The sequence below is a fragment of the Acinetobacter sp. ANC 3781 genome (assembly GCF_004331285.1).
In the GTDB taxonomy this organism is placed as follows: domain Bacteria; phylum Pseudomonadota; class Gammaproteobacteria; order Pseudomonadales; family Moraxellaceae; genus Acinetobacter.
On the sequence record NZ_SJOH01000012.1, the window covers coordinates 105,678 to 119,788 of the forward strand.

The window sequence follows — 14,111 nt, forward strand, 5'->3', positions numbered from 1 at the left end:
AAAGAAGTCTCTCATTATTCTCATTTACTTTATAGCTTTAAAAATTCTCCATTTAAAAAATAAAAAACCACCCAAAGGTGGTTTTAATCTCGCTCAATCCCTCTTTATGAAAGAGAGACTTTTTAAGCATCTATTTAGTGACCGCCACCATTAATTGCTTTGGTCATGTCTTCTACCACTTTCTTGGCATCACCGAAAATCATCATGGTCTTCTCGTTATAGAACAAGTCATTGTCCAGACCTGCATAACCCGTTGCCATAGAACGCTTGATCACCATAATGGTACGCGCCTTATGCGCTTCCAAAATTGGCATACCGTAAATTGGTGAAGTTGGATCATCTTTTGCTGCAGGATTAACCACGTCATTTGCTCCAATTACCAGAACCACATCCGTTGCAGGGAAATCAGTGTTGATTTCGTCCATTTCCAAGATGTCATCATAGGCAACATCAGCTTCTGCAAGAAGGACGTTCATATGACCCGGCATACGACCCGCTACCGGGTGAATCGCAAAACGGACTTTTACGCCTTGTTCTTTCAGGATTTCACACAGTTCTTTCACAGCATTCTGTGCACGACCTTGCGCCATACCATACCCTGGTACAATCACAACGCTGTCGGCATTCGACATCAAGAAGCCGGCATCATCTGCTGAACCTGAACGGTGATTACGCTGAACTTTTTCACCATTGTCTACTGCTGCAACTGCTGTACCGCCCATTGCACCACCAAACAAAACGTTGATGATCGAACGGTTCATCGCTTTACACATAATGTAAGACAGAATCGCACCAGATGAACCGACAAGCGAACCTGCAACGATCAGCATATTGTTCTCTAAAGTGAAACCAATACCTGCTGCCGCCCAACCCGAGAATGAGTTCAACAGCGATACCACAACTGGCATATCACCGCCACCGACCGGGGCAATCCATACCCAACCGAACACCAGCGCCAGAGCAGTCATCGCCCAGAACGCCTGCATGTTGCCTGTTGAGAAGAACACAAAGCCAGACGCTAACATCGCTAGGAAAATAAGCGCTTGTACCGGTTTAACCCATGCACCTGAAATGGTTTTTGCCCATTTTTTCGCAGCCAATTTACCATAGGCAAATACAGAGGCTGTAAAGGTAATCGCGCCCACAAAGCAACCCACAAACAATTCAAATAAATGAACTTTGCTCATGTGTACATGCTGAACACCAGCTGCCTCTAAAGCAGTCTGATTTTGAGCAAACAATGCTGTCAGCTGGTTATTATGCAGAATGGCAGCAATCGCAATTAAAACTGCAGCCAAACCAACCAAGGAGTGCATCAGCGCAACAGTTTCAGGCATCTGTGTCATCGGGACAGTACGTGCACGTGCAATACCCACTACACCACCCAGTACCATTGCACCGATAATCATCCAGACCACCGGATGCTCGGCAACAAAGAATGTCGTGATTACAGCAATCGCCATCGCGATCATGCCGTAACGGTTACCCTGAATAGCCGTTTTCGGGCCAGACAAACCACGAAGTGTTAAGATAAAAAGAACGGCGCCTACCAAGTAGAACCAATCCGCATAGTCTCGAATAAATTCCATTTATGAACCCTCTTTTTTCTTTTGCTTCGGCTTAAACATCTCAAGCATACGTGCAGTCACGGCAAAGCCACCGAAAATATTGATACTTGCCAAGAACACAGCGATCGCACCCAAAATGCTGACAATGTTCACGCTCTGGAAAGCCACGTTTGCGTCTACGCCGATCACCGGCAAACCCACAGTCTGGATCATCGCACCGACCACAATAATGGAAGACAGTGCATTGGTGACAGCCATAAGTGGCGTGTGTAAAGCGGGTGTCACGCCCCAAACTACGTAGTAACCTACGAAGATGGCAAGGACGAAAATTGTAATCGTTTCAACCATGATCTATCTCCTTAACCACGCTTTAACAGCACTTGGCCGCCATGAGCGACGAGTAGCGCTTTTTGAATTTCTTCTTCTGGATTAATGACAAAGTTTTTGTCTTGATCAAAAAGAGTTTCCAGGAAATTAAAGACATTGCGTGCATAAAGTGCTGAAGCTTCAGTCGCAACTGTTGCCGGGATATTTGGAATACCCAAAATGGTCACGCCATTATCGGTTACGACATTTTCACCGCACTTAGAACCTTCAACGTTACCGCCCGATTCCACTGCCATATCCAGAATGATTGAACCCGGTTTCATTTTGGCAACCGTTTCAGATTTGATTAAACGCGGTGCATCACGGCCTGGTAACAGTGCAGTGGTAATCACGATATCCGCATTAGAAACGGCTTTGTCGACAATTGCGGCTTGGTCTTTGATGTATTTCTCACCCGGCATCCAGCCATAACCATTTTTAGCCGCATCCGCAGCTTTCTGCTTTTCTTCGTCAGACATTGGCACGTCTAACCATTTACCGCCTAAAGACTCCACCTGATCGCGAGCTGTTGGACGTAAATCTGTTGCTTCAACCACAGCACCTAAGCGCTTTGCAGTTGCAATTGCTTGTAGACCGGCAACACCTACCCCCATGATGACTACACGGGCAGGTTTAACCGTACCTGCAGCAGTCATCAACATTGGGAACATGCGCTGGTATTCAGCAGCCGCCAAAAGTACCGATTTATAACCGGCCAGGTTGGCTTGCGAAGACAATACATCCATGTTTTGTGCGCGGGAAAGCGTACGAGGTAAAAGCTCTAATGCAAATGCAGACACCTGCGCCGATGCAAATTGGTCAAGTTCAGTATTGCGGTATGGGTCAAACATCGCAATAACTGCGGTATTTGGAGCAAGTTTTTGAATTTCGTTACCTTTAGGAGCACGAACTTTCAAAATAATTTGACTGCCGGTATAAGCATTATCCGTAATTTTGGCACCGACTTGTTCATATGCACTGTCAATATAAGCGGCTTTAACACCCGCTCTACGTTCAATGACCACTGTATGACCAGCACTGATCAACTTCTTTACTGTTTCTGGTGTTGCAGCCACACGACTTTCACCGATAACAGTTTCGGTTGGGATTCCGATCTGCATGAGCCTTCCTCAAGCTAATTTTTCTTAAGTAAACATTGCAGTTAGCAATGTTTCCCCCTAGATGCATTTTTGTTGAATTTTTGGATTCTAATTGAACTTTTTTAAATTACCACCCAATATTTATTTAATAAATACCCATATTTTGAACTGGTAATTCATAAAAATAATTATACGATATCGCATTTCTTGGTTCCGCCTTGATTAAAAATTTCTTTTATCCACCGAATTGCCATTGCAATACTTTCTTAATTCTTATATTTAAATGCGGATTATGATTTTTTAGGCTTGCTTAAAAAATATGCATTGATGATTCTGACAATTTAAGCTTTTATGATAAATAAAACGCTACCTTAAAGATGCTCTTATTTTGGGATAAAACAGCCTATTTCAGCGCTACTTTTAATAAGGTTGGCTAAAGTGACATGATATACAGACTGATTGAGCAGAAAATCTGCCTGTTTTTAAAAGATCATTTCTAAAAATAAGCTGCAAACTAAATCGTATCTCATCTCTATTGTTTTCAATTTCAATTGTTATTTTTATCAATCTAGTCTTACTTGCCATAAGTCTAATAAGATCAAAAAAATAGTTGAATTTTTTTTGCGCACCATTTCGCTTGATGATGATTTAATCGTATTTTTACATAAATGACTATTTTGTGCACTATTTTGGGGCAAGCAACAAATATTCATCCCTATATTGCTATTTTTACTGATTAAAATCATCAACTTTAGCATTTTATGATTTTTCTACGGTACATTTAACCTATTCATCTGATCGTTGAAAAAGAGATTCATGGAACTAAGTTCAGCTTTTATTTTATCGCTCCTTTGTTGAAATAAATTAAACCCAATAAAAAAGGATTCATTCCAAATTAGAATCTTAGCCATCATATTTTTGCATTTCACCTTGCTTAGCAAAAACTTTATAATTCACGGTTCTACACTTTCTCTTTCATACTTAAAGCACTTCCCAAGTAGGTAAAATGAAACTAAGTCTAACAAGAACACAATTAGGTTCCTTGTTCGCTGTTTGTGCTGCTTTTTTATTTAGCACCAAAGCTATTTTTATTAAACAGACCTATGCACTCTCCCCGCTGGTCGATGGTACGGTTCTCATGGCTCTCAGAATGGCCAGTGCACTGCCTTTCTTCCTTCTGATTTGCTGGTTAAGTCGACATCAGAGTAAAAACCTGAGCAGTAAAGACTGGGGTTTATTGATCCTTGCAGGCTTGATCGGTTATTACCTTGCTAGCTGGCTGGATTTTGTCGGGCTGATGTATATCAGTGCCTCACTGGAACGGATTATTTTATTTTTATATCCCACGATGACGGTTCTGGCTTCAAGCATCATCTATAAACAACGCTTAAGCTTTAAAAGTCTTTTTGCGATTTTGCTCAGCTATGGTGGGACAGTCATCGTGATGCTACAAGAACAAAGTAATGTTCCGCATCAAAGCAATTTCTGGCTAGGTGCAAGTTTAGTGTTTGCCAGTGCTGTGGCATTCGCAAGCTATTTATTATTAACACCGCGCCTGATTCAGAAATTCGGTTCATGGAACTTTACCGGCCTTGCACTGAGCATTGCCTGTATTGGCACCCTCACCCATTATGTAATTGCCATTCCTAATCCAATTGGCCTCCTCACGCAGTTACCCAGTGCCGTAATTTGGTATGGCGTTGGGCTAGGCTTTATGGTCACGGTTTTACCTACTGTATTATTGATGCAGAGTATTGAGCGCTTAGGTGCTTCACAATCTGCCATGATTGCATCTATTGGTCCTATTCTGACCATTATTTTGGCAACTCTTTTCTTGGGTGAAAAAATGAATGCGATTCAGTGGTTCGGCTGTGCCTTGAATATTGTCGGTGTAATGATGATTACCTTATCGAAAAAGAAACTCGCCCATTAAACCTCTTCATCAAAATACTGTGAATAGGGCAATTTTAAGAATTTCTAGGGAGATATTTATAGTCTCTCCCCAAAATAACAATTTTGAATTCAGTAAATGAATAGCCAGGCAAATATCCGTCTTTACCTTTTTGTCTGCTAATTCCTGTCTCAGGTCTTGCTATACTGGTTCGGCTCACTGAAAAGGAGCAACCGCGAACCGTCGGTAAAACATTAAGCAAAGGATTTTTATGAACACTTCTCTCGACATTAGCCAAGATAAATCTTTGCTATGGTTGATGGCTATTGCTTGTGGTTTATGTGCGGGGGCAAACTATTACTGCCAGCCTTTGATTTCCTCCATCCAGCAGTATTATCAGGTTCCTGAATCTCAAGTGGCACTGACTGTCACCTTTGCCCAGATTTCCTATGCATTGGGTTTACTGTTTATTGTACCTTTGGGCGACATGCTCAATAAAAGCAAACTTATTCCCTTTCTTATGCTGGGTGCAGCCGTAGGCTTATTTATTTGTGCCAGTGCTGTGAATCTGCCAATGCTCTGGATTGGAACCATTATTGCGGGACTTTTTTCTGTGGCTGCCCAAATCCTGATTCCCTTGGCCACCATGGCGGTGAAGCCGGAAAAAACCGGAGAAGTAGTCGGCTTCCTGATGAGTGGTTTGCTGGTCGGTATTCTGCTCTCGACCAGTATTGCAGGATTATTGTCCGACCTGTTTCACTGGAAAATGATCTATGTCGTCAGTGGCATTGCCATGCTGGGCTTAAGTTTCTATTTAAAAGGTAAATTACCGAGTCTGCCGCGTTTGAAAATAAGCTATGCGGCGATTTTTAAATCCATGGCGATATTATTAAAACAGGAACCACGCTTGGTGTTGCGCTCGCTTACAGGAGCCTGTGCTTTTGCCGCTATGAGTATGCTGTTCTCTACCATTGCCCTGCTGCTCACCCAAAAACCCTTTCAGCTTTCTGATGTCATGGTCGGTCTGGTCACGCTGGTCGGGGTGTTTGGCGCGCTTTCTACGCAGATAATTGGTAAATGGGCAGACCGTGGTCATATCAAAACGCTGAGCTGGATCGGCTGTTCTATTCTGATCGGTAGCTGGCTATTTCTTTATTTTGGTGCGGTATCTTTACTCAGTTATATTCTAGGCTACGGGCTGATTAATTTGGGCTTGGCAATCACGCATAGCTGTAATCAGAATGTGATTTTCCGCTTACGCCCGGATGCTAAATCCCGGGTCAATTCCCTTTATATGACTTTGTATTTTATTGGCGGTGCCTGTGGTTCTGCGCTCGGTGTTTATACATGGCATCATGGTGGATGGAGCATGACCTGTATCGCAGGACTGGGTTTGGTAATCGGTTCCGCCCTGTTTGCTTTACTTGATATGCATTATCACGCTAGAACACAGGTGCTCTAACTAAAAAGCCTCTAACTGAAGAAGCGGTTTGACTTCATTGTGAATTAGACTTTCCATCAAGAAACTTGCACCATAGGATAAAACGGTTTGCCTAAATCTAAGGTTTGGGCATTTTCCAGCAAGACCAATATAAATACCGGTAAAAATGCCGCCAAAATATTACAGGCATCTTGAAGTTGTTTACGGTTCACAGAACTATTATAAGTCACTCCGCCATGGATCATTTGATTGCGCAAGGTGTACAGACGATTAAAAATTACGAATAAAATATCGACCGAAGCTTTTTCTTGTAATGCTCTATGCACCTTCTTCTTTTCCTGCTCAAAATCTTCTTTCCAGGTGACTTGACTAATTTTTTGATTTTGAAAATCCCAAAATCCTTGATACCCATAAGGATTCTCTAATAGCAGCCGAATCGGCTGACTAAACTTATCCCAAAGAATATTATAAATTTTAGATTCCTGATCTTTTTGGCAAATGAGATACAAAAAATGTCGTAATGATTGCTTGTCCTGGGTAATGGTGACATCCTGCGCATAAATGGCATTGAACGCGATCCAGAGGCTTATAAATTTAAGGTCAAGATCACTATCGAGTTCGACAGATTTTTTGAACCAACTTAAGCCACGATGAATTCTGAGATTGAAGTAATCAGAATGCTCGGCTTTTTTACTTTTAAAGATTTCTTCCAAAAGCATCATTTTAGATTCTCATACTTTATTATTCTTCTCATTAAACATACTCAATTTTATAATATTTACAATATAAAGAATTGCTTATACAGTCATTTTTTATCGAACAATCAATAGCCTAAAATGTTGATTATTTTTAGCTCCCGATCCAGTGTTGTTGCTTTGATCAGAAAGCACGTATAATCCGCGCTTCGGTTTTTTCTTCGTTACAGGTTCATGCCATGACTGCTCTCCGATCTTTACAGCCTCGCATTTCGGTCGCGCCGATGATGGATTGGACCACCCGTGACTACCGTTTTTTTGCCCGCCTTTTTAATCCAAATATTATTATGTACACTGAAATGGTAACCACTGGTGCCATTCTATTTGGCGATGCGGCGCGTCATTTGGACTACAACAACGAAGAACACCCGATTGTGTTGCAACTTGGTGGCTCGAATCCGAAAGACCTGGCAACCTGTACTAAAATGGCGCAAGACTGGGGCTACGATGAAGTCAACCTGAATGTCGGCTGCCCAAGTGACCGCGTACAAAACAATAAAATTGGCGCATGTTTAATGGCAGAACCGGACTTGGTCGCGGACTGTATTGCTGAAATGCGTAATGCCGTGGATATTCCTGTTACCGTAAAACACCGGATTGGGATTGATGACATGCAGTCCTATGAAGAAATGCTGCATTTTGTCGATACTGTGTCTAAAACCGGCTGTGACAACTTTATTGTGCATGCACGTATTGCCCTGCTGCAAGGCTTATCGCCTAAAGAAAACCGCGATGTTCCACCTTTACGTTATGCAGACGTTTACCGTTTAAAACAGGAACGTCCAAACCTGCTGATTGAAATTAACGGCGGTGTCAAAACCCTGGCAGAAACCCAAGCACATTTAAAACATGTTGATGGCGTGATGATTGGTCGTGAAGCCTATCACAACCCTTATCTTTTGGCTGAACTGGGACAAGTGTGGAACCTTGAAGCCCCTGACCGTTTCGATATTATGGCGCAGATGATGCCGTATATTGCTAAACGTATGCAAGAAGGTGCACCGCTTTCCATTATCACCCGTCACATTCTAGGTTTATTCCAAAACCTGCCGGGTGCGCGAAAATGGCGTCAGGCTTTAAGTGGCGGTAATGCCAAGACCCTGAAAGATGTAGAAACAGCTTTAATTAATATTCAGGAAGCGATGCAGCGTACTGAAGAATATGTGAGAGAACATCAGGACTCTTTAGCTTCAAGCTAATTAACATGTTCAATCATGATCAGCAATGCCAGCCCACTTGAAGTGGACTGGCATTTTTTTGAATTTGATTTTTCCGCTGTCTTTATATTCTGCTGACTAAGAAAGACATCTGACACAGCTTGCTATGACAATTAGTGAAAAACTGCGGGCTTAATCTAAATTTTCACCATTCATGTCTTTGAACGGTGAAGGTCCGTAAAATTAGTGCTGATTATAAACAGCATGCCCCCGATCTTTAACCGCAGCAATTTTTTTACCTTCTGCTTTGGCTTGCTCTAATTGACCCGCTTGAACCAACAACCGGGTTTTATCAATCTCTGTCAGCAATTGATCATATAAAGCATCTGAGGTCGGCGCTTTTACATCATTGTTTTTTAACTTCATTTGTTTTGCATCTAAAGCTGCAGCTTTCATATGATCTAGCGCTTTTAGCGCATCACTTTGATTCTCTGCTTTGTTAAACATTTTAAAGTTTTTTGCAAGTGTATCCATATTCTGTTCAAGCTTGCCGGCAAAACTTAAGCTGCTGAATGACAAAGCGAATGCAAGCATTACTGAGGTGAAGGTTTTTTTAATCATGTAGATGTCCTTTGAAGTTCCATTTTAAAACTGTGATTATTATTGCTGTTTAATTGTTTTAAAGATTTGCCTAGATAGCATTAAACATAGTGTAAATTCCATAAAAAATGCAACGGATTCGTTGCATTTTAATCAATAACTTCAGTTTTTTAGACCGGCTCTATTTCATGATGCAAGGCATCATGAATCGCTTCCACTAGCTGCTGTGCAATTTCCTGTTTTGAGGCTTTTTCCAACTCACGTTTCTGCATCTGATACTGCTCGGCAAAAAACACCATCATGGCATTTTCATCAGAGGCAAAACCAATATCAGGCCGTGATACATCATTACAGGCAATCATGTCGAGTTTTTTCGCCACTAGCTTACCGGCTGCATATTCTTCGACATTGCGGGTTTCAGCTGCGAATCCCACCATAAATGGACGCTTTTGTTGCTGAGCAATGGTCGCGACAATATCCGGGTTTTTAATTAACGAGATATTTAGTTCATCACCGGTTTTTTTAATTTTATGTTCGGCAACTTCGGCCACTCGGTAGTCCGCAACCGCTGCTGTCGCAATAAAGATATCGCAACCTTCATCCAGCATTTGCATGCTGATCTCAAGCATTTTAACCGCAGATGAGACATTAATACGGCGTACCCCATTTGGCGTATCCAGACTCACAGGACCAGCAATCAGAGTGACTTTGGCACCGGCTGCATAACAGGCAGCAGCCAAAGCAAAGCCCATTTTTCCGGTACTGTGGTTAGAAATATAACGTACCGGATCCATCGCTTCACGGGTCGGACCTGCAGTAATCACCACATGTTTACCGGCCAACATGCCAAATTTTTCTGCAATGGCACGTTGTGCTCTATGGAAATACTGAGTCACTTGTCGTGCCAGATCTTCCGGCTCCGGCATACGCCCCAAACCCACATCGCCACAAGCTTGTGAACCAGCATCTGGCATAATCACATGCACACCATCTTCAACCAGCGTATTTAAATTACGCTGCGTGGCTTTTGCGGCCCACATTTGTTGATTCATCGCGGGTGCCACCCAAACCGGTGATTTGGTTGCCAAATATAGAGTACTTAATAAATCATCCGCTAGACCGGCAGCAAATTTCGCTAAAGTATCGCAACTTGCCGGTGCAACCAATAATAAATCGGCCCAGCGTGCCAGTTCAATATGCCCCATTCCAGCTTCCGCTTCGGGGTTGAGTAATTCAGTATGGACTGGATTCCCAGACAAAGCCTGAAAGGTAAGCGGAGTGACAAATGCTTGCGCACCGTGGGTCATGACTACCCTGACATTAAAGCCGGCATCTTTTAATCGACGAACCAAAATAGCACTTTTATAGGCTGCAATGCCGCCTGTTACCGCTAAAACAATATTTTTATTGGGAATTACACTTAGGTCGAAGCTCACAAACAGGCTACCTTTGCTGTTGCAGTGGCGCTCACAATAGCATTAAATAAACGCAGACCCAAGGTAGCCCTTCGTTCTAATTACACTCACTAAGAATAAAAAAGTCTAAAAAAATGAATTCATCGATTAAACATTGGCCAGAACAAGAACGTCCACGCGAACGACTGCTTCGACAAGGTGCGCCCAGTTTGTCAGATGCCGAACTACTCGCCATCTTTTTACGTTCTGGTTCCAAGCAGCATTCAGCAGTTGAACTTTCCCGGCTGCTATTGCAGCATTTCGGCGGACTTAATCCGATTTTTGATGCCACCCTTCAGGATTTAGGCCAGTTTCATGGTATTGGCGACAGCAAATATGCTCAGCTGATGGCTGTTAAAGAATTGGGACGGCGTTATATTGGTCAACATTTAAAACAGGAAAAAATTGAACTAAGTAACTCAAAAACACTTTTGGATTTTTTGAAATTTGAATTGCTCGGTGAAACTCAAGAAGTTTTTGCAGTGCTTTGCCTAGATGTACATTTAAGAAAAATAAGCTTTAAAAAAATGTTCTATGGGTCAATAAACTCATGTGAAATTTCAATTAATCAGTTGCTGCGCCATGCCATTAATCAACATGCCAGTAGTATTGTGATTGCGCATAACCATCCCTTTGGTAGGCCACATGCATCGAAGGCTGATATTGAACTCACTCAGCGTATTTTAACGGCTTGTGATTTATTAGAAATCAAGCTGATTGACCATTGTATTGTTTCTCCAGAAGGGAGTTATTCTTTTGCTGAACATGGGCTTATTCTGCCCCAATAATAAATGTAACAAATGTTGACAAAAGCCCTGCTAACATTGAAGATCAATGAAAGTTTTGACGATACTAATAACATGATTGTGCGTGACCAACCTAGTATATTTAGGCTGTTATTTTCTTGGCGTGGAACTATTCTTCCCAAGGTTTTGCCGCCTTTAGGCGTGGTCATGCTGATCTCGGGTGTAATTGGTGGATTATCTTATATCGGATATTTTCATTTTCCAGAATTACCGTTGGTGGGTTTTACCCTTATTGGGGTAGTGCTGTCCATTTTTCTGGGTTTTAAAAATACCGCCTGTTATGACCGTTGGTGGGAAGCACGTAAACTGTGGGGCATGCTGATTGCCAATGCCCGGCATTTTGACCGTGACTGCCGTATGCTGAGTCAAGGTCGCCGTGAACGTGTGATCCAGCACGTCATTGTATTTGCCAATGTGCTGCGTGACCGTTTACGTCATCAAACGGCGAACCCGATGGAATTGGTAGAAACCAGTGGTATGAGCCAGCACGCTGTAACTCAGCTCTATCAACAAGCCAATGCGCCACAATACACCTTAAGTTTGATTCAATGGGAATTGATGCAAGCCCTTAAAGAAGGTGAAATTTCCGATATTATTTATATGCAAATGAACCAGCACGTGGCTGAACTGAGTTTGGTTCAAACAGGTTGCGACCGTATTGCGACCACTCCTCTGCCTTTTGCCTACTCGGTTTTACTGAACCGTACCGTTTATTTTTTCTGTTTTATGCTGCCTTTTAGCTTAGGCTCAACCCTAGGTTTAGCGACCCCGTTAATGGTGGGTATTTTGGCGTATACCTTTTTAGGCTTAGATGCCTTAAGTTCAGAAATTGAGGAACCGTTTGGTACGCAAAGTAATGACTTACCATTAGATTCAATGGTACGCACCATTGAAATTGAACTGTTGGGAACTTTGGGGAAACCGACCCCACCGCCAATTCAGGCGCAGGATCATAATTTACTTTAACTGATTACCTCTCCTTTACGAAGCTGTGCTTCTCATCTGCTGAAAAGAGAGGGAACTCCTTCTCCCTCATTAGCGAGAAGGCTGAGATGAGGGAATAACTAAACAAAACTCTCCCAAATCCCGACTTGCCCCTCTTTGAGTCTCGGAATATTACCCAATCGAATCCATGGCATATGATCGCCATGAAAATCGCTACCGACAGACACCTTCAAATTAAATTCCTCAATCATGCGATCAACCATCTGCCGGGTAGACGCCGGCTCAATCGCTGGAGGAAGTTCAACGGCGTCTCCACCAAACCGGGCAAATATTTCAATCAAATAACGGATATTGGTGGCGGATAAATCATATTTGGTTGGGTGTGCCAAGATGGCATAACCTTGGCTTGCATGAATCACCTGAATGGTTTCTTCTAACCCCAAGCCATCAAATTTTACGTAGGCTTTTTTGCCTTCTTTAATATATTTATCAAAAGCCTGTTGTGGACGGTTCACAATCTTTTTTTCAACTAGGGTTTTGGCAATATGCGTACGGGTAATACGGTCTGCAATACCCTCTACCTTGGCAATGACATCGGCATAAATATCCTGACCAATCAGCGGAATCAGCAAATCACAAATTTGTTTGGCGCGAATGGCACGAATCTGTTTTTGTTGTTCGAGTAAAACCTGCAAAGGCTCTGGATTTTGCATATTCAAGGCGACAATATGTACCCCGTAACTTTTTTGAGTTGCCGGTCGTGACCATTGACTGGAGATTTCTACACCTGAAATAATATTCAATGGTAAATCCAAAGCAACTTTTTCAGCTAACTTTAAGCCATCCATAGTATCGTGGTCAGTCAGCGCAAGGGTATGAATACCTTTTTCAACGGCTGCATGCACAAGTTGTTCTGGAGACAAAGTTCCATCAGAAATATTACTGTGTGTATGTAAATCTACGCCTTGCATCACTTATACTACGTCATTTATTTGATCAGATTTAGATACTCTAACATGAAAGCACTTTTAGACTTTGTGCCACTCATTATTTTCTTTTATTTATATAAAACCGTTGACCCTAAAGATACTGAGCATCCCCTGCTTCAATTGATTGGTTCTGCAGGCGGTATAGATAACAATAATATTTTGGTTGCAACCACTGGCCTGATTATTTCCATGCTTGTGGTATATGGGGCTTTGTTTTTTATACAAAAATTCCGTTTAGACAAACAACAGTGGATTGTATTGTTTATGACGGTGATTTTTGGCGGTGTGACTTTAATGCTCAGCGATGATTTCTATATTCGTTTGAAAGCGGTTCTTTTAAATATTGTCTTCGCAGGCGCGTTTTTACTTTCACCTTATTTTATGAAAGACAAAAAACCGCTGATTCAACGTTTATTTGGGCCTATCTTCAATTTAACGGAACAAGGCTGGAAAAATTTAAACTTTGCCTGGGCTGGAATGTTCATATTCATGTCCTGCTTACATATTTTCTTCGCTTTTTTATTTTTAGGTGGAAAATATTGGGGTGAATTCACTGCATTTGGTGACATGATTGTGATGTTTTCCTTTATCATTATTCAGTTTATTGTCTTGCGCAAATATTTTAAGTCGCCTGAAGAATAATTTAGGTCAACTGATCGAGAAAGAATATGCCTTTATTCGTCGTAAGCTGTACAGATAACGAAGGTACAGTAGAAAAACGTCTTGCTACACGCCCACAACATCTTGAACGTCTGCAAAAATTAAATGATGAAGGTCGCTTAATTGTGGCCGGTGCCATGCCGAAAGACCCGACCAATCCACAAGCAGGTTTTTATGGCAGTACCATTATTGTTGATTTTGAATCACGTGAAGCGCTTGATGCATGGCTACAAGAAGAGCCTTTCTTAAAAGAAGGTGTATATAGTCATATTGATGTGAAACCTTTTAATAAAGCTTTCCCTCAAGGATAAAATCATGCGCGTTGTTGTTTCAAGCTTATTGGGTTTGTCTTTAATCTGTTCTACGGTATCGGCGGTTG

General features: G+C 42.0%; 14 protein-coding genes. 7 read left to right on the top strand and 7 right to left on the bottom strand.

What is annotated here, in order from left to right:
- Positions 1-134: 134 nt before the first annotated feature.
- From E0H89_RS10315 to E0H89_RS10325, 3 genes are read right to left on the bottom strand one after another with little or no spacing between them, the layout of a single operon-like run.
- Positions 135-1,589, bottom strand: coding sequence for an NAD(P)(+) transhydrogenase (Re/Si-specific) subunit beta (locus E0H89_RS10315; RefSeq protein WP_131216756.1), 1,455 nt, complete (start codon positions 1,587-1,589; stop codon positions 135-137).
- A complete protein-coding gene (locus tag E0H89_RS10320) occupies positions 1,590-1,916 on the bottom strand; it encodes a proton-translocating transhydrogenase family protein (protein ID WP_131216758.1) in 327 nt (108 codons plus the stop codon).
- An 11-nt stretch (positions 1,917-1,927) separates the two neighbouring features.
- Positions 1,928-3,055, bottom strand: a complete 1,128-nt coding sequence (locus E0H89_RS10325) for a Re/Si-specific NAD(P)(+) transhydrogenase subunit alpha (protein ID WP_131216760.1) — start codon at positions 3,053-3,055, stop codon at positions 1,928-1,930.
- A 985-nt stretch (positions 3,056-4,040) separates the two neighbouring features.
- Between E0H89_RS10325 and E0H89_RS10335 the strand changes: the two genes are divergently transcribed.
- Both E0H89_RS10335 and E0H89_RS10340 read left to right on the top strand, forming a co-directional pair.
- Positions 4,041-4,967, top strand: a complete 927-nt coding sequence (locus E0H89_RS10335) for a DMT family transporter (RefSeq protein ID WP_131216762.1) — start codon at positions 4,041-4,043, stop codon at positions 4,965-4,967.
- A 229-nt stretch (positions 4,968-5,196) separates the two neighbouring features.
- Positions 5,197-6,387 carry an MFS transporter gene (locus tag E0H89_RS10340; protein WP_131216764.1) on the top strand — a complete coding sequence of 397 codons (1,191 nt, stop codon included), beginning with the start codon at positions 5,197-5,199 and terminating at the stop codon, positions 6,385-6,387.
- Positions 6,388-6,443: 56 nt separating this feature from the next.
- Here the strand turns inward: E0H89_RS10340 and E0H89_RS10345 are convergent, their stop codons facing one another.
- Positions 6,444-7,088 (bottom strand): HEPN domain-containing protein, encoded by a 645-nt coding sequence (locus E0H89_RS10345; RefSeq protein WP_131216766.1) that lies wholly within the window; start codon positions 7,086-7,088, stop codon positions 6,444-6,446.
- Positions 7,089-7,300: 212 nt separating this feature from the next.
- Between E0H89_RS10345 and dusA the strand changes: the two genes are divergently transcribed.
- Positions 7,301-8,320, top strand: coding sequence for a tRNA dihydrouridine(20/20a) synthase DusA (gene dusA / locus E0H89_RS10350; protein WP_131216768.1), 1,020 nt, complete (start codon positions 7,301-7,303; stop codon positions 8,318-8,320).
- Between the two features lie 201 nt (positions 8,321-8,521).
- On the opposite strand, the gene E0H89_RS10355 is transcribed toward dusA, so the two are convergent.
- The gene (locus E0H89_RS10355) at positions 8,522-8,899 is read right to left on the bottom strand and encodes a cytochrome b562 (protein WP_131216770.1); all 378 of its coding nucleotides are present in this window, start codon (positions 8,897-8,899) and stop codon (positions 8,522-8,524) included.
- A gap of 149 nt (positions 8,900-9,048) precedes the next feature.
- A complete protein-coding gene (coaBC, locus tag E0H89_RS10360; protein ID WP_131216772.1) occupies positions 9,049-10,314 on the bottom strand; it encodes a bifunctional phosphopantothenoylcysteine decarboxylase/phosphopantothenate--cysteine ligase CoaBC in 1,266 nt (421 codons plus the stop codon).
- Between the two features lie 113 nt (positions 10,315-10,427).
- Here coaBC and radC point away from each other — a divergent pair, with 113 nt between their 5' ends.
- Positions 10,428-11,120: a RadC family protein gene (radC, locus tag E0H89_RS10365; protein ID WP_131216774.1), complete on the top strand. Its 693-nt coding sequence runs from the start codon at positions 10,428-10,430 to the stop codon at positions 11,118-11,120.
- 72 nt (positions 11,121-11,192) lie between these two features.
- Entirely contained in the window at positions 11,193-12,104 is a 912-nt protein-coding gene (locus E0H89_RS10370; protein ID WP_131216776.1) for a bestrophin family protein, read from the top strand.
- A 98-nt stretch (positions 12,105-12,202) separates the two neighbouring features.
- Here E0H89_RS10370 and E0H89_RS10375 read toward each other — a convergent pair whose 3' ends face one another.
- Complete coding sequence (locus E0H89_RS10375; RefSeq protein ID WP_131216788.1) at positions 12,203-13,054, bottom strand: PHP domain-containing protein; 852 nt, start codon at positions 13,052-13,054, stop codon at positions 12,203-12,205.
- A 45-nt stretch (positions 13,055-13,099) separates the two neighbouring features.
- On the opposite strand from E0H89_RS10375, the gene E0H89_RS10380 reads away from it, so the two are divergent.
- Both E0H89_RS10380 and E0H89_RS10385 read left to right on the top strand, forming a co-directional pair.
- Positions 13,100-13,714, top strand: a complete 615-nt coding sequence (locus tag E0H89_RS10380; protein ID WP_131216778.1) for a septation protein IspZ — start codon at positions 13,100-13,102, stop codon at positions 13,712-13,714.
- A 26-nt stretch (positions 13,715-13,740) separates the two neighbouring features.
- Entirely contained in the window at positions 13,741-14,043 is a 303-nt protein-coding gene (locus tag E0H89_RS10385; RefSeq protein ID WP_131216780.1) for a YciI family protein, read from the top strand.
- Positions 14,044-14,111: the final 68 nt, after the last annotated feature.